Annotated in this window: 16 protein-coding genes; all 16 read left to right on the forward strand. The window is 35.5% G+C overall.

Annotated features, from left to right (window positions below; genetic code table 11):
• Nucleotides 1-138 precede the first annotated feature (138 nt).
• A complete protein-coding gene (locus tag ACYQ21_RS10290) occupies nucleotides 139-1,386 on the forward strand; it encodes a hypothetical protein (protein WP_460058301.1) in 1,248 nt (415 codons plus the stop codon).
• Complete coding sequence (locus ACYQ21_RS10295) at nucleotides 1,387-2,745, forward strand: hypothetical protein (RefSeq protein WP_460058303.1); 1,359 nt, start codon at nucleotides 1,387-1,389, stop codon at nucleotides 2,743-2,745.
• Nucleotide 2,746: 1 nt separating this feature from the next.
• Complete coding sequence (locus ACYQ21_RS10300) at nucleotides 2,747-4,597, forward strand: AAA family ATPase (RefSeq protein WP_460058305.1); 1,851 nt, start codon at nucleotides 2,747-2,749, stop codon at nucleotides 4,595-4,597.
• A gap of 106 nt (nucleotides 4,598-4,703) precedes the next feature.
• Nucleotides 4,704-5,039, forward strand: coding sequence for a TrbC/VirB2 family protein (locus tag ACYQ21_RS10305; protein ID WP_460058307.1), 336 nt, complete (start codon nucleotides 4,704-4,706; stop codon nucleotides 5,037-5,039).
• A gap of 109 nt (nucleotides 5,040-5,148) precedes the next feature.
• Complete coding sequence (locus tag ACYQ21_RS10310) at nucleotides 5,149-7,530, forward strand: single-stranded DNA-binding protein (RefSeq protein ID WP_460058309.1); 2,382 nt, start codon at nucleotides 5,149-5,151, stop codon at nucleotides 7,528-7,530.
• A 344-nt stretch (nucleotides 7,531-7,874) separates the two neighbouring features.
• Nucleotides 7,875-9,797, forward strand: coding sequence for a type IV secretory system conjugative DNA transfer family protein (locus tag ACYQ21_RS10315; RefSeq protein ID WP_460058311.1), 1,923 nt, complete (start codon nucleotides 7,875-7,877; stop codon nucleotides 9,795-9,797).
• 5 nt (nucleotides 9,798-9,802) lie between these two features.
• Nucleotides 9,803-10,381, forward strand: coding sequence for a TraM recognition domain-containing protein (locus ACYQ21_RS10320; RefSeq protein ID WP_460058313.1), 579 nt, complete (start codon nucleotides 9,803-9,805; stop codon nucleotides 10,379-10,381).
• Nucleotides 10,382-10,483: 102 nt separating this feature from the next.
• On the forward strand, nucleotides 10,484-11,029 hold the full coding sequence (locus tag ACYQ21_RS10325; RefSeq protein WP_460058315.1) for a hypothetical protein: 546 nt from the start codon (nucleotides 10,484-10,486) through the stop codon (nucleotides 11,027-11,029).
• Nucleotides 11,030-11,455: 426 nt separating this feature from the next.
• Nucleotides 11,456-12,922 carry a PBECR4 domain-containing protein gene (locus ACYQ21_RS10330; protein WP_460058317.1) on the forward strand — a complete coding sequence of 489 codons (1,467 nt, stop codon included), beginning with the start codon at nucleotides 11,456-11,458 and terminating at the stop codon, nucleotides 12,920-12,922.
• Nucleotides 12,898-14,442 carry a toprim domain-containing protein gene (locus tag ACYQ21_RS10335; RefSeq protein ID WP_460058319.1) on the forward strand — a complete coding sequence of 515 codons (1,545 nt, stop codon included), beginning with the start codon at nucleotides 12,898-12,900 and terminating at the stop codon, nucleotides 14,440-14,442. The genes ACYQ21_RS10330 and ACYQ21_RS10335 overlap by 25 nt, the downstream gene beginning before the upstream one ends.
• Nucleotides 14,442-15,725, forward strand: a complete 1,284-nt coding sequence (locus tag ACYQ21_RS10340; RefSeq protein ID WP_460058321.1) for a phage tail tip lysozyme — start codon at nucleotides 14,442-14,444, stop codon at nucleotides 15,723-15,725. The genes ACYQ21_RS10335 and ACYQ21_RS10340 overlap by 1 nt, the downstream gene beginning before the upstream one ends.
• Nucleotides 15,726-15,729: 4 nt before the next feature.
• Nucleotides 15,730-16,356: a hypothetical protein gene (locus tag ACYQ21_RS10345; RefSeq protein WP_460058323.1), complete on the forward strand. Its 627-nt coding sequence runs from the start codon at nucleotides 15,730-15,732 to the stop codon at nucleotides 16,354-16,356.
• Between the two features lie 109 nt (nucleotides 16,357-16,465).
• Nucleotides 16,466-16,786 carry a hypothetical protein gene (locus tag ACYQ21_RS10350; protein WP_460058325.1) on the forward strand — a complete coding sequence of 107 codons (321 nt, stop codon included), beginning with the start codon at nucleotides 16,466-16,468 and terminating at the stop codon, nucleotides 16,784-16,786.
• Nucleotides 16,787-16,804: 18 nt separating this feature from the next.
• Nucleotides 16,805-18,658: an LPXTG cell wall anchor domain-containing protein gene (locus ACYQ21_RS10355; RefSeq protein ID WP_460058327.1), complete on the forward strand. Its 1,854-nt coding sequence runs from the start codon at nucleotides 16,805-16,807 to the stop codon at nucleotides 18,656-18,658.
• 207 nt (nucleotides 18,659-18,865) lie between these two features.
• On the forward strand, nucleotides 18,866-19,516 hold the full coding sequence (locus ACYQ21_RS10360; protein ID WP_460058329.1) for a hypothetical protein: 651 nt from the start codon (nucleotides 18,866-18,868) through the stop codon (nucleotides 19,514-19,516).
• 207 nt (nucleotides 19,517-19,723) lie between these two features.
• Nucleotides 19,724-20,137: a hypothetical protein gene (locus tag ACYQ21_RS10365; RefSeq protein ID WP_460058331.1), complete on the forward strand. Its 414-nt coding sequence runs from the start codon at nucleotides 19,724-19,726 to the stop codon at nucleotides 20,135-20,137.
• Nucleotides 20,138-20,258 lie beyond the last annotated feature (121 nt).

Below are 20,258 nucleotides of genomic sequence, written 5' to 3' on the forward strand. Positions count from 1 at the left end.
CAAAATCCGTGAGTCCATTCCAGAACTATTATCTCTGAGAAACGGCTCAGTAGTCAAGTGAAAATTAATATCAATTAGGTAAAAATCGTAGTGGTTAATCACTACTAGAATATATTATACGAGGAGAGTTATATAGAAGTGACAGAGCAATTTGGTATTGTTCGCAACCAAACAACCTCATCATATCAATTAGATGATGGCGATGTTGAGAAGTATCACATCACACAACTCAAAGATTTTGAAGAAGAAATGAGCCTTAAATCGGGGACTTTGGTTGACCACTATGATTTTGAAATTGGTAGCTTTGATGAGGTGCTCAATTTAGATAAGGCTGAATTACCTCATATTACGGAAGAATTTTCACTTGATACTGCTGACTATGTTACTTATAACGAAAATGGAAAGCTCATCTTTTTTAGTGCTTATCAAATTGATTTTGCTGGGAATAGTAAGGTGTTAGATAGCATAGAGCTTAATATAGCAGTAAAGGCTTTATATGATGTATTTGAAGAGTTTGATTTAAACTTGGAAAAAAGAGACTCTGATTCTCCTTCTGAAGTATTTGATGTATTGGATGACCAAGATAATTATATCGCTCAAAAACTTGAAGCAGCTGGTTTGGCATCGGATAAGGTAGAGGTGTTCATGGATGGTAATTTGACTTTGAATTTTGAAACGATTGCTGAAAGTGAGATGTTTGATGATTATAGGGTTAATGAAGTTACTGATAATGCCCATCAATATACAGCTAAAATAAAAGCGATAGCACAGAGACATCATGAATTTAGTGACCTATTAGACGATAATTTGACTAATTCAAAATTAGCACAGTTAGCTAATGGTCTTTGGTTTGAAAAGGATGGAGCAAAGAGTCAATTGTACCGAGAAGATAAAACTGAACTCTTCAGTACAATAAAAGATAAGTTAGTAGAAGAAGGCTACACGTTCCATAACAATAGACCTGAACCCTTGATGAAGGATAATCCTAGTGCCTTAAAAAAAGAAACATTAGCTAATCAGGAATTTTTGAGTCAAAGTACAGATAAAGATTATTGCATAGTTTTCTCAGACGGTGTTAAATATATTTTTTATGTGGGTGATGAAGCACCAAAAACGATTGAAGAGGCTTTAAATAAACCTATGGGAATCAAAATTCTGCCATCAGATAATTCTTCAATTCCTTTTACTATTGAAAATACTGAGAATTTCGAAAAGGAACCAGTGGGCATGATTGCACATAATCTGAAAACCAATCAAGTAGACATTGAGGCAATCAATCCTAATGTTCCTTCCGCTGAAACGGTGATGATTAACGCAAGGAATACCAAAATAGCGGAACTTGTAAGTGTCATAAGCGATAACAGACCGAAAGGACAGGTAAGGTAAATGTCAAAAGCAATAGAGTACTTTAATCAATTTAAATCAGAATTTAAACGAGATAAAATATCATCTCCGAGCGATGAAGATATGACAATTCTCCAAAATTATTTAGATGAACATTCTGAAATGCCAAAAGCAGATGATGAAAAATATTTAGATACCATTCGCAGGGCTTATAAATTTGATACAATCGCAAATTTGGACAAAATTTGTTCTGAAGACAATTTAAATCGTGCAGCAGAAAAAATCAATGATTATTTTTGGAATAGATGGTTGCCAGCTCGAGCGAATCATATTGATTCAATGGAAGAATATCAGAATGGTTACGGGATAGAAGCCATAGGATTGATATATCAACCTAGAAAAGAGTTGCTAGATTTTAAGTTTTATAACGGAGATTATTGGCAACACTATAGCCAAAATATTCAGCAAGTTGGAAACGATGCTACTCGTAATGAAAATTTAATGCCTTTTATGGTTGAAATTAATGCAGATAAAGAAATCTTAAAGCGTTATCTACATTACCAAATTAAAGCTAGTTATTCTGGAACACTCAGTCCATTATCTAATTTACCCAAATATGAAGAAGTATTTTCTACTGGTTATCATAGTGGGAGGACCAGAGGGTATTATGACAAAAGAAGAGAAATGGCTGAAAAACATAGTTATTATTCAAATTATCAGGTCGTCATGAAAACAATGTCAGATAAGCCAGATGAATCAGATTACAAACATTCCTATTACAAAAGAATTGCTTCGTTTGACAATGAAAAAATAGCAGAGGAATTTATCGAAAAACTCAATCCCAAACATAGGTTTGATTTTACCGTCCAACATCGGATGTATCCGTTAGAGATTAGAGATGATGGTTTGTCCAATGTTGTGGATGAACAAAATAAAATTGAATGGACTAAACTTAACTATCAGCAATTAGTTGAACAGTATCGAGTAGATGATAACACTGAAACTGTCAAACAAGCTAAGATAAATCATGAATTCCTAACACAAAGCATAAATAAAGAGCATACTGTCATTTTTGAAGATGGTTCAAATCATCAATTTATGGTTGGAGACAAATCGCCTGAGACACTTGAAGAATTACTAGGAGTAAAACAATTGGATGTTGTAATAAAACCATTCCCAGATGAAAAGGCTGAATATTTTGCAATCGAAAATTCATCATTTAGGAAAAATCGCCCAATTGGTATGCTTGCACGTGATACAAAAACGAATCGAGTAGACATTGAGGCAATCAATCCTAATGTTCCTTCCGCTGAAACGGTGATGGTTAATGCAAGGAATACTGAAATAGCGGAACTTGTAAGTGGTATCGTAGATAACAGACCGAAAGGACAGATACGTTGATATGGATGGATTAGATTTTTTTACTGGTTTTGATGCAGAATTTCAAATTGTTGATGATACCTCAACACCGTTTCTCGATAAATACACAGAAAATCTGACAGAAAAAATCGCTAAAAACCCTGATAATTATAAGGTATTTGAACGTGAGAAAGAAATCGAAAAAATTGAGGTTTCTTTGATTCGTAAATCGAAAAATGCCCCCTTGTTAATTGGTGAGGCAGGTACAGGTAAAACAGCGATTATTGAAGGTTTTGTAAGGCAAACGATTCTAGGAAATGTCACTGACAATTTACGTGGCATGACAATCCGTAACTTAGAATTATCAAACCTGATGAATGAGAATGAAGACGGTAATTTTATTTCGAAATTTAAAAGGATTATTGAGGAATTAGTTGAAACAGCTAATGAGAATATCATCTTTATTGATGAAATTCATACGCTAGTTGGTGTAGGTGGAGATGGTAGATTTCTTGATGCTAGTAATGTGATCAAGCCAGTACTTGCACGTGGAGAAATAAAATTAATTGGTGCAACGACTCTTGATGAATACCATGAATCTATTGAGCAAGATAAAGCTCTGGAACGTCGCTTTCAGACAATTGTCGTCTCTGAACCTACACCTAAACAAGCTAAATCAATTCTTGGTGGTGCTAGGAGTAATTTTGAGCGCTTTTATGGCGTGAAAGTTACAGATATTGCAGTTGAAGAGGCTGTAAATTTATCAGTTCGATACATTCCTGATAGATTTTTACCAGATAAAGCGTTTGATTTAATCGATGAAGCAATGAGCTATGCGGTTATCAAACATCAAACGAGTATAACTGATATTGAAGTTGCTGAAGTATTGCAGGTTCGGACAGGGATTCCTGTCACAACGATTTTAAAAGATGATTCGGAGCGACTCAAAGATATTAAGCCAATCCTTAAACAACGAGTTAAAGGACAAGATTTTGCCATCGCTTCAATTTCTGATGCGATTACAATTTCAAAGGCTGGTTTGCAAGATGAAAATAAACCAATAATGACTGCCATGCTTTTAGGAACAACTGGTGTTGGTAAAACCGAGACAGGTAAAGCCTTAGCGGAAGTTTTATTTGATGATGAGAGTGCCTTAATTAGGTTTGATATGAGCGAGTATTCTCAACCTGGTAGCTCTTTAAAACTGATAGGAAACAGTAAAATCAAAGGTAACTTGACTGAAGCAGTTAAAAGAAAGCCTTACTCAATTATCCTACTTGATGAGTTAGAGAAGTCTGATCGAGAAGTTCATGATTTACTCTTACAGATTTTAGATGATGGACGATTGACTGACGGCCAAGGTCGGCTAGTGAACTTCAAGAATACAATTGTCATCATGACCACCAATATCGGTGCTGAAAAAATCAAGATTCAGCAAGATTTAAAAGGAGATATTGATCAATTAAATGAACGTGATTTCTTGCAATTCATTGAGTCGATGGACATTGAACTGCAAAATGTATTTCGGCCAGAATTCATTAATCGTATTGAGTATAAGGCGATTTTTAAAATGTTGAATCGTGATGTCATTAAGGAGATTGCGGTTAAAAATTTGGATAATATCAATAAACGAATTGCCAAGAAGAATTTGAATCTTGAATGGGATGAACAGTTAATTGATTTTCTGGCTGATGTTGGAACAGATATGAATAATGGTGCAAGGCCTCTTGCAAGACTTATCAATAAGAGGATTTTAGCACCAGTTTCTGAATTAAGTCTGAAGATAACTGATGATGACCAACATACAATCATCATCAAGACAATTGGTCAAAAGCCAGATCCTGATAAAGGTGAGGTTGTTGATAAGAGAACACTTGAATTTACAATTATTTAGGAAATTTCACGAGAAATCGTGTTTTTTTTGTGCCTTTTTTTCTACCCTTTTAAATTCTTGGGAAAATGAAACTGTAATACAAATTTTTTATTAGGAGGAGTTTTTCATGAAAATGAAAGAACGTTTCAACAAAATCAAGGTATTTTTAACGTTTAACCTGGTTAATGCACTTGTCCTTTTTCCGAGTGTTGCCTTGGCGGATGGAGAAGATCCATTTAACAAGGTAGACAAGATTGCTAAAGATACAACTGGAAAACTGAAATTAGTATCAGTAGGTCTTTTTATCTTAGTAATTGTTGTGGCGGGTATCGTTATCGCTTTAGGTGGTCAAGATTTGCAACGAAAAGCAAAAGGTAGATTAGGTTGGGTAGTTCTTGCAATTATCATTGTAGCCTCAGCTGCAGCAGCCGTACCATGGGTAATGAGTTTTGTTGGGGGATGATTAATCATCAGAAATGTCACGAGCAATCGTGATTTTTTTGTGCCTTTTTTTGTATCAACTTTTATTACTGAGAAAATAAGGTATAAAAATATGAAAGAGAAGGTAGCTAATGCTTTTTAAGAAAAAGAATACGAATGTCTTTGAGACGGATGATAACTATTTTGTTCAAATTGATTATCCTGATGAAGAAAATCGAGGAGAAAACATTACGCAACATTTTGATTTTGATGATGCGGAAAACTTTATTCGTGAGGAGCTACAACCTGATACCTCAGTAACAATATTTGTAGTTCAAAAAGAGGGCCGAAAATTTAGCACAGATGATAATGTTTTTGTTGAGGAGCTTTTTACAGGGGATACTTACGAGAACTTGATGAAAGCATTTGTAGATGAAATGTTTAATTCAAGAAATTTTGACGAGTATGACTATCAAGATAAGATAGATTACTTTAATAACGAGCTATTTCCTGAGTATCTCAAGTATTTTTCTAAAGATGAAATTCCAACTTTACCAACGGAAGATGAGGCGGAAAATGGTGATTATTACTCAGTTGTGCCAATGTTTGAGCAACTGAAATTACAAGCAATTTCTGATTCTCGTAAAGAAGAAATCACGGAATCAGAAGGTGGTTCTGAACCAGTGGGGCCATTTAGTGATGAGCAGCTATTAAACAAGGAACAGATTGATGAACCAGATGAGGTTGATAGCCTTGAGGCTCTTAATAAATTAGCTTTTGAGGAAGCTACTAGTTCTAGCGTGACGAACGTGTCAGAGAATCCTATCAGACAGCCCACACCCTCTGGAAATGATACACATGAGGACTTTAATAGTGTCCCGAATAATTCGCATTTGCCAAGTTTTGATGATAGGGCTGTAGAATTTGGTACATCAGAATTTAATCAAGAACGTTATTATGTTAAATTTCCAAGATTTGAGATTTATCCAGAAGATATTTCAGAAGTCATTGCATTGAAGGCGAAATATAATGCTGAAATTGATGATCTTGAACGAGAAAATGCAGCAGTTATTCAAAAACAGATTAATGCTGAGACCTTTAAATTAGAGTTAAAAAACGCAGCTGAGTTAGCTAAAAAATCAGAGACTTTGGATAATTCAAATTCAATCAAAACAATGCTTAAGAAAAAGCAGGAAACTGAGGTTCAAAAACTTGTTAGCAAGAATGTTAAAAAGTTGGAGGTTGAATTAGATGCCGAAATTGAAAAGTTAAGGCTGCAATTTCAAATTGACAAAACAAATATTGAAAAACAAACCAGAGCTGATTTACAAGCAAGTTTTGTATCCGAATTAGATGATAAAATTCGGGAGCATCAATTAGAAATACAAGCTAGTTTATCAGAGTTGCAGCAGAAGATGTCTTCCGAAGTTGAGAAACAACGAAAAGATTTATTTTCTGAATGTGAGGTTACAGCACTTTCAATTGGAACTCAAATTTTCCAATCAATGCAAGTAGAATTTGAAAGGGAAAAGAAAAATGCAGTAGATAATTTAGCTGTAAGGCGATTAGATGAAATTGAACGTGAAAAGTCGCAAGAAAATGCCTTACTAAAGGAACAACTTGAAATCCTTCAAGGAAAAATAACTCAAATGGAATCTCAAGATCCCCGTAATGAAGTAGCTCCGATTGATTATGATAAACATATACAGAAGTTAGTTCAGGCAGAATTGGCCAAACGAGATACTAACAATATCCCTGAACACCATGATTTGATACCACTGGAATCAAATCAGGTCAATAAAAAAAGCAAAATTTTAACTAGTTTACTTGTCGCAGCTTCATTATTACTGGTAGTTGGAGGCATTGGTGGAAGTTTATATATTTCAAATCAGCAATCCAATAAACAAAATGAAATTTTGAACACATCTATTTTGAAAATGTCCCAAGCTAATGAAGATTTGAAAGGTTCCATCAATCAACAAAGTATTTCAGAATCTGAAAAAGCTCAAAAAGAAGAAATTGAACGTCTTTCAAAGCAATTAGAGGATTTAAAAGCTAAGTCAAGTGAGGTACAAGTGTCAGAAAAAACAAGTACAAGCGAGACAGTTGAGGGGCAAAACACATCGAACTCATCACAATCTGATTCAATTATATCGTATAGAACGAGAGTGCGCACTCGTTTTCATCACTATTTGATTCGCCGAGCGCAGCGAGTAGAAATGGAACTTAAGATGCAAAAATTTATCGCAAATGGCTGGGTAAGTCGTAAAAATGAGTTGAAAGAAAATCAAAATGGCACAAAGCGTTTGACTTTTGATTTTGCGGCACGCAATAATCATAGAGATGAGAATGGTAAACCAACAAGTACATTCTTTCTTGTTGAATTGATGGGGAAACAAGCAGAGTTTTTTGAAGACAAAATTTCAAAAGGTCAGCCTCTCTTAATAGTTGGCGAGATTTTGGAGCGGCGTTATGAAAAAGAGGGGCAAACCCAGTATTTCAGATATTTAGCCCAGATTTATATGGTGGGATAACATTTTTATCTAAAAAAGAAGTTGGCAATGATTCAAGTCCAGAAGATTTAGGTCAAGGGTTTAATTATGATTTTGCCGATGATTTACCTTTTTAAGTTGAGAGGTGAGGTATGAAAAAAATATTCCTCAACTGTCGTAAGCGACTTGTTAGTATTCTGTCTAAAATTTTTGCGCTATTTCTCAGTTGTTGCAAATACATTGTCAGTCTTCTACCGAAATTTCTTGCGGTTTGTGTGATATTGTTTTCAGGGCTTAAAATGCCCTTTTTTCAAAGAAAAAAACGACAACGCCTTAACAAGGAAAAAGAGCCATGGCTGAAATTTAAGACATGGAAAAGCGTTGCAATGATGAATGGCGTTGGTCTCATTCTAATGAGCCTATTGACTAATTATCTGACAAACATTATACGAGTTAGCCTCGTGACGATCATCACTTTCTTTAATAGCCACTTTCAAAAGGGTGAATTTATCGGATTTGATATGACCGTATTTCTTTATGGAAACCTGTTTAATTATAGAATGTTTGTGGCTGCGCCAATTATCTCTCTACCAATCTTCATTTTTTTGGTGGTACTTGTGATTAAAAGTTCTTATTTTAATTTCAAGAAATATCGTGACTTTAACAATAATGAAGAAGGAGATGATCAATTTGTCTCGACAGAAGACTTAAAAAAAGAGTATAAATCTGTTCCTGATAAAACTAAAAGTTTCTCAGGTTATGGTGGATTTCCAGTGGGCCATTTGATGGGACACAATCTCTATGCGCTCTCGCTTAAAAAGAAAATGACAAAGATATCACTTGTCAAACGTTTATCTCAAGCGGAAAAAGTGCTTGGTCTTTATAAAAAATTAGCTGGTGAATATTTGATTGATGATGATACGGTCAATGCTATCATCATTGGTATGACACGTTCTGGTAAAGGTGAAACTATCGTGAACACTATGCTTGACATTATCAGTCGAGCTGAAAAACAGAGTGCCATGATTATCGGGGATCCCAAAGGTGAACTGTATCAAAGTTCTTATAAGACATTGCGCAAACGTGGCTATGATGTAGAAGTTCTATCTTTTCAAAATATGGATTGGTCTATGAGCTACAACCCTTTGGCATTAGCAGTAGAATACGCTAAAAAAGGCTATTATGAAGATGTTCAGGCTCAAGTTTTATCAGTTGCCAATGCCATTTTTGCGGAGAAAGATGCTAAGGATAAATTCTGGCAGAATTCAAATATTGGACTTTTCCAAGCCACAGCGATTGCTTTGATTGACCGAGCAAAAGAAACAGAGTATGAGGAAGATGATGCGTGGGCTACAATCACGATACGCAATATCTTGCAGTTTATCACAGATTTAGGTAGTCAAGAGGTATTAGTTGATGGCAATGGTGAGATTGTCACGGATCCTCAGCCGCAACAACAGTTGATGAAAAAATCTAAATTGACTTTGTATTTTGAAGAGTTGAAAAAAGTTAATGAGAAAAAAGCTTCTAAATTCAGAAATATGGCGATTGCCATTTTCCAAGGGACCGACTTTGCGAGCGAAGAAACAAAGGGAAATATTTATACTGGTTTCTTCTCGGGCTTAACCTTATATCTGCAAGATAACATTGCCAAATTAACCAGCAAGAATTCTATCAAATTGGAAACAATCGGGCACCCTAGAATTTTAAATGTCCGTTTTAGAAGTTCAACGATGGAAGATGCGGCTAATAAATTTGCGCATCAAACAGCTGTCGTTAAATTTGTGGACGAAAACGGCAAGACACTTATCAAAGAAACTAAGTCTATTATTGATATTAATGGTTATATCAATTTTGTAGTTTCACCTGTTTTACCAGAGAAATTCAAGATTATCATTGATATCAATGGTGAAACGTGGGAACTTGATAATAAAAAACTCTATGAGAAAAAAGGTCTTGGTAAAAATTCTTATATTCTTGATGAGTACAGTGGTAAGAAAATTATCAAGGGGATTCAAACAAGTATTGCTAAGAGTCCGAAAGGGTCACTACTTGAGAAGAAAGACATTGATTTTAGTTACTCGGAAAAACTAAAAGCGATTTTCTTGGTTACACCACCCAATAAGGTTGTTTACAATTCCATTGTCTCCCTGTTTATTGATCAGGTATTCAATGTCAATTATGAACTAGCGTTAAGCGCTGGCCGTAAAACAGTGGATAGAATTCAGTTTATCCTTGATGAGTTTGCCAATCTGCCAACCCAGATATGGATAAGAAATTGTCCATTGGTCTTGGCCAAAATATCTTGATTACGATGATTATTCAAAATCTGAAACAGTTGAATGAAAAATACGGTGAAAATATTGCGGAAACAATCGTGGAAAATTGTTCTATTCAAGCTTTCATTAAATCAACAAGTAAAGAAACGGCACAAAGCTTTGAAGATAAATTAGGAACCAAAACAATTACAAAACGATCAGCAGGTGTGCAAGATGAGGAAGGTAAACCAAATATTAGCACGCAAGCTCAACCTCTTTTGACCAAAAATCAATTACTCAAGCTACAATCTGGGGAAATGGTAATTGTCAGAGGGGTTAAGGCGACAGACCAAAAAGGAAATAAAATCACGCCTGATCCCATTTTTGTGCATGGTGATTTAGAAATGCCTTATCGCTTTATGTTCCTACAAGAAGAATTCGATATGGATATGACTTTATCGGATATTCCAGTTAAAAGTTTGCATAGAGGAATGAAACTTTCAGATGTTGTAGTAGATGGCGGTAAGAGTTTTGACCACCTTCAAATTTGGAGTAAAGAATTGCAAAAAGAGCGTTTAGGAACGAAATCGGGACAAGATATTTTACCGAAACTAAAAACTCGATATGCAGCATAAGAGAAGGTCACGAGCAATCGTGATTTTTTTGTTCCTTTTTTTATACTTAATCCGATTGTTGGCAAAATTAATAGTATCAAAAAGAAATAGGAGACAAATTTTATGGAAATGAATGACATGATTAGTGACACAACAGTGCCACTCAGTTTTAAAGTTGAAGTAAATGGCAGTAGGACTATCAAGGGGACGATTGATGCAAGTGAGGGATATGTAGATATTGTTGATCAGAATGGTGTCATTTACAATCTCATAAAAGGTTATATCTATCCCAAAGGACGGACTTATCATAAACCAGATGCTTCAAGACCAGACAAACCTTATGGTTATTACACAGAAAAATCCAAAGAGATTGTATTTTTATTGGAATCTATTTCGGAAGTTAGTCCAGTTAGTGAGTCTTTTCCTGATACGGATATTCCGAAAGAGCTTGCTAATTTACGAGTCATTACTGCAGGGGAAACGCTTATTCTTGATATGGATTCTGTAAACAAAATTACTTTCTTAGGAAAAGTGTACGAAAAAAAAATACCTGTTGAGAGCGCTAAATATATCTTTGGCAGTGTAGATTTTGGTGCAGAGTATGTTGATAATGGGCTAGGAACAACTTTAAAATGCGTGAAATTAAAGGGGTTAAGACCAAATTGGTAGGTATAAAAAAAGCGAACCGAAGTCCGCTGATGGATGATTAACTGGCTGATCAATGCCAGTCGCAAGCCTAATTATTTCAGCTCAATGAGCATCTTGCAACGGTGCTCCTCACCGATTAAAGCTATTATAACAAAAAAAGTGGACCGAAGTCCACCTGATAGGTTCATTTTTTTATTTACAAGGTTAAACCTATCAAAAGTCACCCTCTAATTAAGTTTATAATACCAAGAAATGGAGAGAAAATCAAATGACAACTATATCAAAATAAAGAGAAAATAAAATGCCCAAGCTTATTCTTGAGCCTACCATCCCTTTATTGAAGCAGACGACTCGGGTGAACTGCTAGCGGAAAGTTGCTTATATTTTTATATGTGACGACCAACTCGCAACCACGTCACTCAAAAATCGAAAGGAATTTCAAGTATTATGTTACCAATTTATGCAGAATTAAACGATAAAAAAGCCCCTGACCAAAGTCAGGAGCCTAGTTCACCAGCTGGCGGAACTTTTAACCGCAATCCGAGTTCTTTAAGCGATAGTAACGCTAAGGTAGCACCCCAACCTGAAGAGCAAGCTCAACCTGATTTTCTTACTGATGATTTACTTCATTTTACCATAAAAGATAGCAGAATTAAAGTCAGAAAAGATGGATATTTTCCAATTAAAGAAAATGAGTTGAGAAAACTGAACCTTATTGCACCAAGCTTACAAAAAACAGCTCAGTTTTACATTGAAAATTTATCAAAAACTACAATCAATTATATCTATAAAGATGGTATAGGCTATTCAAATATGGCAGTCAGATTTGAAGATGAAAACTTTATGCACTTGACTGGCATTATGCCATATGTTCAAGATGAACTTAGAACAGCTAGTCAAACACTCTATGATTTTGCGACAGGTAAAGGGGAATTTGATAATATATTAGTTAGTTCTGCTTTCAAGGATAAGTTGACAGTATTACCGCTCATACCTGAAGTAGTGGATTCAAAATCTTTTATTTTAGATGATTTAAGTGAGGTTGAAAAATTAAAAAGACTTCAATTAGATAAAGCGATTAAAACTGAAGATGACGATTTATTACTTGCTTTTCGTGATGTGGATGGTATTGGTATGCCAGCCTCAGTTATAAAACTTAAACCTAACAGAAATTTGAAATCGCAGATAAGTGAAAAAGTTGAAGATAAGACAATTCTCGGTGTTTTCCGTGAGCGTAACGGGGCAATAGAAACTTTATCAGTGAACGATGATTTAGTTCATGATAATGGCCAAGAACTAAAAATAATTCTCGAAAGTACTCAAGCAATAATTCAAGAACAAGCGATTAAAAAATCAGCTGAACCACCAAAATTTAAAGCTCAACTGGCACTTGAAGAAGTCAAAAGACAGTTAAAGCTGTCTGAAGATTACTATGTTAGCACATTAGGAGATGGCAAATCTTTTTGGCTTGCTCAAAGGCTAGAAGAGAGAGCTTTTCACGGTGCTGATGAGGTCGCAGTAGTAGAAACTTACAATAATGGGGAAACATGGCTATTTTCTGGTTTCGGATGGGATGTAGGAGTTGTAGAAAAAGCAAGAGAAATCTTGGGAGTTAAAGAGGTTGATAAACCAAAAGGGAACAACAAGCAGTTTAACCTCAGAGACTTTTTAGAAAAGCCCCAACAAGGTTCTTCAGAGAAACAAGAAGGTTTAGAAAATGGTGTTAAAAAACCAGCTACTGAAATTAAAGCAGATGAAACAGCATCACAACAAGCGAAAAAAAGACCGCCTCTAAACTTTAAAGAAATTAAAAAAACTTCAATCCTTGATGTTGCTCGTTCATTGGGAGTGGAATTTGAAAAACAAGGAACATCTGGAAAATATTATTATTGGACTGGCATGATAGCTTTGTGATTAATACTGAAAAAAATAAATTTGATTGGTTTTCAAAAGATATTCAGGGTGATGTCATTGAACTTGTTAAAGAAATTAAAGATATCCCTGAATATGATGCGGCCTATTTTATCAAAAATGGTGAATTTCAAAAATTTGAATACGTTGAAAAGCCCCAAGAGCCTTTTGTTTATAAACTTGGCCAATATGAAGATAAGAGTTTTTCAAAAGGTAGACAGTACCTCAAAAATGAAAGAGGTTTGTCAGATGATACGATTGACTTTTTCATTTCGCAAGGCGTACTCGTTCAATCTATGCGCAGTACTAATGTTAAAGACGTGCCAAGTATTCAAGGAGATTGGTACAAAGATCCAGTCATTGTTTTCAAATCACTTGATCCAAGTGGCAAAATCATAGGTACTAGCATGGTTGGTATTGATGACAACCATGCTATCTATCATCTTGATAAAGAACCTATAAAGCGTAAACAAATTGGTTGGAATAGTGATGGACTAGCTGGGATGTCTGTCAGTGTTGGTAAACCTAAACGTTTGGTAATTGCAGAAGCACCTATTGATCTCATGTCTTACTACGAGCTACATAAAGATAGTTTGAAAGATGTTCAGTTAGTAGCTTTAGATGGCGTTAAAAAGGATACTGTAAGTCGTTACTTAGCAGATTTAATGACTGAAGGTAGGTACAGTGAAAAAGGTGATTTTAAAAATGTTCACCTCTTCATTGATACGGTTGCTAAAACGACTGAAGTATTTAAAAATAATCCAAATTTGATTACGCTTGTCGTTGATAATGATAAAGCAGGACGGGATTTTGTTCAGAAATTCAAAAAAAGTGAGGTTCCAGTATTACTAGATCCGCCACCATTGCATGATGAACAATTAAAAAATGACTGGAATGACGAGTTGAAGATAAGAAAGGGACTGTTACCAGTTGTTTCTAAAGCAAATCCTGTCAGTCCAGATAATTTTTTAGTGGCTAAAGAAAACTTTGATTTTGGAACAGTCAAAACATTAGCTGATAACCATCTGATCACTGAAGACAAGTATAAAACTGTAGATTTTGTTCATGATATGAAGCGAGGCTTTCGTTTTGCGACTGAAAATGGTGAACTTGTTCCAAGTAGAGATACTGTAAAAACGAAATCTTTGAATAGTATTATTTTTACTGAAAATCCAGTTGAACTTATCTCATACTATGAATTGTCTCAAAAATTCGCAACCAACAATAATGTGATGTTTCAAGCTTTTCATGGTTTTAAAGCATCAGATTTTGAACAAACAATTCAAGATTTTAAAACGATGACTGGTGATAATCCTGCTCAAATTGTATTTGCAATAAATACAGATGAATATAGCAAAGTTGCAGCTAAAGAAATTCAAGAATTACCAATTTTCAAGAATAATCCTGATTTTAAAGTTTTCACTAATTTTCCCAAACAAACCCAAAATTGGGCAGATGAACTTCGGCATTTAAAAACTCAACCTAATTTACCTCAAAATGCCAAAACTGAGCGAGGTAGATGATGTTTAGTGATTTAGCAAAGAAAAAAGCAAAGAAATGGCTTGTCGGTAGTGTAGTAGGAGGCCTTACTTCGGTTGGCGGCTTGTTAATGGCACTACTTTTGATTGTGACTTTAATTACTGCATCAGGAGGTGCTTCAGGTAGTGGCAATGGTTGTGAGATTGATGATAATGTCGCAAATGCTGATGAGATTAATGTTGTTGACCCCATCACTTCCGACTGGACTCAACCTAATACCAAAGCCTATCAAAATGCCAAACAAATTTGGGATTATTGGAAAGATTATGGCTTAAATGGTCATTCAATTTCAGGAATTTTAGGTAATATTGCACACGAAGGTGGGTTTGCAATTGTTGACCGTGCCCAAGGGCACATGGGCAATGATGAAGCAACTAATGGCATAGCTGCGGGTGTTGATCCAATTGCTGACAAAGAAGAAAATATAGGTGCGGGTGTCTATCAATTTACGCATTATAGTAAGTTTGCGCCTAAAGGAGACCCAAAATGGCTTGATTTGAAAGCACAAAATGATTTTGTGTGGGCAAGTGAATTTAAGAGTGCAAGATGGCGAGATGACTATTTTAACGAGTCAGATACTGCACAGGCTACTAAGGACTGGTTCACATTTTATGAACGTGGTGCAGCGTTTGATGCAGCAAAACTAGCATCCGCACAAAAAGCCTATGACTTGTTCAATGGTAGTTCAGTTACAGCTGATAGGTCAAAATTTGATGCTAAGATTGCATCTAGTAATGGTGCACCGAGCACAGGCTCTGGTGACAATTCGTCAGTAGGTGATGAAGATAGCGAGTGTGGTAAAAATTCAGGTAATGTAACAGGTGATTACGGCATCGCATCTGATGCAATTCCTGAAGAATATGCGAGTAAAATTAGTGTATTGCCAGATACGAAAAATTATGAAGGTAATACCTATGAACAACCTCAGTGTACTTGGGGAGCCTACAATCGTCTATCCCAATTAGGTAAGCCAGTTGTTGTTTTATATCCAGGTAATGGTGGGCAATGGGGTGATACAGCGAAAGGCCTAGGCTATCACGTTCAAACGGGTGGGACACCTAAAGCGGGCTATGCAGCTTCGTTTCCACCAGGTCTTGCAGGTTCAGATTCAACATACGGGCACATAGCCGTGGTTGAGTATGTCAATGATGATGGCTCTATCCTGATATCAGAGACAAACGTTAAGGGAGCTCAACGAACTTGGCGAGTGCTTTCAAAATCAATTGCAGATCAAATCATTTATATTGATTTTGCACAGAAAGGTTAAAAAGATGACATTTAATAAAGAGAAAATTATCCTGATATTTGCTTTTTTGATAGGTTTTGGTGTAGTAGTTTACGGAGTTGTGACAATTAATGAAAATCATCAGTTGCATAATCAAGTTGAAAAACTCGAAAAACAGTTGAAAACATCGGCAAAAAAATCAAAAGTAGGGGAATCCGTTGAAAATGAGAAACCAAAACAATCGGAATCTTCACAAGAAGAAATTAAGAATTCAAATATTCAAAATGAACCAGAAAAAACAGAGCCCCCAAAAAATGATACAGAATCATTTAAAGAGGCTTTGATTACGGCTTTTGGAATAATTGATACTTATAACTCTACGATCGATACCTACACTAAGAGAATTGAGCGGCTCAGGGCAGTTGCAACGCAAGATTTTATTAACGCATTTTATGGTGGTATGAATTCTTCAGTAGAAACTTCATCAGTTGAAAATATCTCTAAGTTGGACAACATAGAGATTTACCTGAATGAAAATAACCAAGCAGTCGTTGTTGCGACTGTTTCGGTTAGTGTTGGTGGTTCTAAAGAAACAGTCGCAAAAAATTTATATATTGTTAATTTTGATAAAACCACAGGAAAACTCTCTAATTTAGTCAATATCAAAAATTAGTAGTAAATGATCACGAGGAATCGTGATTTTTTTGTGCCTTTTTTTGTATCAACTTTTATTATTGAGAAAATGAGTAAGTAAATTAAATATATTAACTCAAGGAGAACTAATGCTTAAAATTTTAAATCCAGCTGGTCATCTGATTGGTCTAGGTACTATTTCAGAGGTAGCTGATGAAGAACGAGATTATGAGGTAAAAGGAATTTCTGCTTTTGAACTAAAGCCAGAATCTGAGGCTGTAACAGATGATGAAAAGAATTTGGTTGTTTCAATCGTTTCTAAGTTCAAAGAGAAAGATTGTCAGATCAAACCCATTCAGGTATTACTCAAAGAAGTTATTAATGGGGGAGTTCGATATCAAGAATTTTATGTCAAATCATTTGGTAGCTTAAATGATGGTTCAGAGGAACCAATCATTATTGTAGTGTAGGAAGGGAAGATAAAAAGCATGAATTTAAAGAAATCATTTGGAAGTTTAGCAGTTGTTAGTATGCTACTTGCGCCACAAGTTTTAGCGGCAAGCACAGCAATCCCAGTATCTGCGGATTCTACCGCAGTTGTTACACAATCAGTTCAAGGAGCACCTGAGTTAAAGTCTGCTGTCACAGTCAATGGCAATAAACTTTACAAAAATCAAGCAATTATGCCAGGAGATACTGTTGTCTGGGATATTTATACGACACCAGGTAACACTGGACTTATGGATTATTTTGAAGATGAGTTACCTGTTGGCATTAAATTTGACCCAAATAGTAAGTATGCCATGACAGTTTACACAGTGAAAAACGATGGTACTGTCGGTGCTGAAGTTACAGACCAAGGGAAAACAACTATCAATGGTCAAAAAATTAAATGGGTTCCTAAAGATCCGACTAAGTACTTTTTCGTTGGTTCAAGCACGGATAGCCGCTTATTATTCCACATCACATCAAAAGCAGAAGGAACAGTCGATACTGATACGATTTTAACAAATAAAGGATCGTTATCAGTAACTAATCCTAAAACACCTGATAAGCCGAAAATCATTGAAGATACAGCTAAAGTGCATACGGTCAAAGAAATTGAGCCTGAAATTCGTAAAGAAGTATCAGCAGATGACGGCAAAACATGGTCAACTAAGGAACAATTGGCCCATAAAAACGATGTTTATAAGTACCGTTTAACAGTCACAGTTCCAGTTAATACTATCCAAACCAAATTTACCATCACGGATCCTATGGAATTGGTCCAAACACATGGTAAAGTGACAATTCTTGACAATGGTAAAGACGTGACCAAAAGTTTCAAAATTACGGATGAAAATGGTCAATTAGTTGCCCATGCTGATGCAAACTTTGTAAAAATCTTGAAGAAGGCTAAAGAAACTCATATAGTTGTTATGACTATCGATGATGTTTCACTTGAAAAAGCTAATTTTAAGGACTTAGGTAAGTATGAAGTTGGTGGCATTGCCTATGTACCAAATGTAGCAAGTGCTGATCTTGATAAATCAAATATTGAATCCAATAAAACTTTGGTCACGCCACCAAATGAACCAGGTAAACCAGCTATTGGTAAATCAGTTTCATTAGATGATGGTAAAACTTATGTTCAAGATGGGACTTTAGGGGAGAAGACCACGGAATATGACTATAAACTTGAGGCTTCTGTTCCGCAAGCATCTGAACAGCCTTACAAATCTGTTGTGATTAAAGACAAAATCCTTGCTGGACAAGATTTGGATTTAAAAGAAGTTCACGTGTATCGAACAGGGGGCGCTATCGCCTCTGATGGCTCAATGAAAGATGTCACTACAGACAAGGAACGTAAAGAAGTTACCGCTAATGGTGCTCTAGCATTTAAAGATGGTATTTTGACATGGACCCCAAATGTTGTTGAACTAAAATACATTAACGACAACAACGGTGAAACAAAATATACTGTTGAAATCAATAATGTTGACTTGCGTAAAGCAACTGAAGAGCAGCTAAAAGAATACACGGATAAAGATGGGAAAATCACAGTCCCTAATACAGGAACACTTGAATTAACACCTGAAAAAGGAAAAGTCGTGACAATTGATTCTAAGGAAACGACCGTGACATGGTCTCCTAAAGTGGAAAATCCTGATTTACCTCACACAGGCAATCCTGAGAAACCTCAAAATCCAATTGAACAATTTTTAGGTAATCTTCCAAATACTGGTGAGACAGCAACGACAATTCTTGCTTACTTTGGAGGAATGCTATTGCTTGCTCTAGGGATCTTTGGTGCTTATAAAAAAGGAATTCTTTCAAAAATTAAAAATAAATTGGCGAAATAATCCTTTTCAAAGCAAGTGAAATAACTTGCTTTTTTCGTAGAAATAAATAGAAAGTTACACATGAAAAAAATAGTTACAATGACAAATAATAGATATAAGAAAATCTTGCTATTAGGTGGCGTTCTTGCTTTGATTGGCTGTATTTCACTTATAAGCCCTTCTTATCTAAAAGCTTCAGGAAGGGGGAATAAACGCCTGGTGAGGACTTTGGCAAAACCTAGTATCAATAACAACATGATAGAGATAAAAACAACTAATGAAGAAATTGAACGTGTTCCTATTTCTTCACCTGAGGATGAAGCTGTAGTAGAAGTTGTTTCTAACTCAACCCAGTTACCTGAATCTGAAATGTCAAAAGAAGTAGTTCAATCAGCAGAAACATTAAGTGCAAGTGATTCAGTTTCTAGCGCTTCAGTTGTCAGTGCAGAAGTAGTAAATCGTCGTGGGACGACGGGAAGTCCCCTGTATCACGATGGACTGCCTTCAGAAAACGAAGTGACCTCTTTAACAATCAATAGTCAGCGGGGCAATACGACTACTTATGATTATTACTTCAAAAACATCTTATCGATTCCAAGTTATGGTAGACAAGCGATTAGTGTTCAAACGGGTCAGTTAATTATAACTTTAAACGATAACAATACAGCAACAATTCAAATCACAGGTGGTATACCGCAAGTAACAAATACAGGTACAGAACAAGTTGCGATTGAAAATTATACTGTTGGTGGAACACGTACCGTCAATGTAAATAATGGTGAAATGGTTCAAGGCTTACTTGTGCAACAAAGTTTTGGCCAATCACCGTTAGGAAGTATTGATAATTTAGCAGGGGATTACTACCTTGTTTTTAGCTAGAAACAGGGGTAGTTCAACCTGGTAATGATTTAGAGTGTAAATAAAAAAATATCTTTTTAAACGATGTGTTTGAGAGGGTATTTTTGTAATTCTTAGTAAGTATAATAAAACTACATTTATTTTTGATAGCGTTTGCATAAAGATATAAAATATCTTATAATTATATTGATATTTGTTACATATTTTTAACGAAGGGAGGAAATTTTTATGGGTTCAAAATGGAAAATTGTATTGCTATTCTTTATGGCAATACTGGTTTTTACGGGTTGTGCTAGTAAAAAAGCGGGGGACATTGATACCAAAATTTATAATTTGGAACAAGATTTCAAGAAAAATTATCAACTTTGGGTCGATATGAAAGCTGATGGTGCAGTGCAACACAAAGAATATGCGACGGACATGAAAGATGTCGGAAACAAATTCAAATCACTTGGCAACTCCGCCAAAACAACGAGCTATAAGAAGTTGTTAAGCGATGAAGACCAGAAGATTTATGAAGGGTATCGTGTATTAGGAGACGATATTTACAAGGTCGGTACTGCCCTTTATAAGAAAGACTATACCGAAGCTAACAAGATTTATCAATCTGTGTTAGAAAAAGAAGAAGCGTTGAAAGAATGAAAAATTATTTTAGGAGTAAGACATGAAAACGAGTTTTAGAAAAAAATTGCTTTCCTGTTCTCTGATTTTGTTGCAGTTTACCTCAGTCTTTCCGTGGCAAGTCTTGCCTGTCAGTGCGACA

Source organism: Pseudolactococcus yaeyamensis (assembly GCF_054658615.1).

Bases quoted from the DNA above. Each gene is read 5' to 3' on its own strand.
- ACYQ21_RS10345 (WP_460058323.1), top strand. From the start codon at position 15,730: ATGACATTTAATAAAGAGAAAATTATCCTGATATTTGCTTTTTTGATA.
- ACYQ21_RS10315 (WP_460058311.1), top strand. From the start codon at position 7,875: ATGATGAATGGCGTTGGTCTCATTCTAATGAGCCTATTGACTAATTAT.
- ACYQ21_RS10310 (WP_460058309.1), top strand. From the start codon at position 5,149: ATGCTTTTTAAGAAAAAGAATACGAATGTCTTTGAGACGGATGATAAC.
- ACYQ21_RS10330 (WP_460058317.1), top strand. From the start codon at position 11,456: ATGTTACCAATTTATGCAGAATTAAACGATAAAAAAGCCCCTGACCAA.
- ACYQ21_RS10340 (WP_460058321.1), top strand. From the start codon at position 14,442: ATGTTTAGTGATTTAGCAAAGAAAAAAGCAAAGAAATGGCTTGTCGGT.
- ACYQ21_RS10300 (WP_460058305.1), top strand. From the start codon at position 2,747: ATGGATGGATTAGATTTTTTTACTGGTTTTGATGCAGAATTTCAAATT.
- ACYQ21_RS10355 (WP_460058327.1), top strand. From the start codon at position 16,805: ATGAATTTAAAGAAATCATTTGGAAGTTTAGCAGTTGTTAGTATGCTA.
- ACYQ21_RS10350 (WP_460058325.1), top strand. From the start codon at position 16,466: ATGCTTAAAATTTTAAATCCAGCTGGTCATCTGATTGGTCTAGGTACT.
- ACYQ21_RS10305 (WP_460058307.1), top strand. From the start codon at position 4,704: ATGAAAATGAAAGAACGTTTCAACAAAATCAAGGTATTTTTAACGTTT.
- ACYQ21_RS10365 (WP_460058331.1), top strand. From the start codon at position 19,724: ATGGGTTCAAAATGGAAAATTGTATTGCTATTCTTTATGGCAATACTG.
- ACYQ21_RS10320 (WP_460058313.1), top strand. From the start codon at position 9,803: ATGATTATTCAAAATCTGAAACAGTTGAATGAAAAATACGGTGAAAAT.
- ACYQ21_RS10325 (WP_460058315.1), top strand. From the start codon at position 10,484: ATGGAAATGAATGACATGATTAGTGACACAACAGTGCCACTCAGTTTT.
- ACYQ21_RS10295 (WP_460058303.1), top strand. From the start codon at position 1,387: ATGTCAAAAGCAATAGAGTACTTTAATCAATTTAAATCAGAATTTAAA.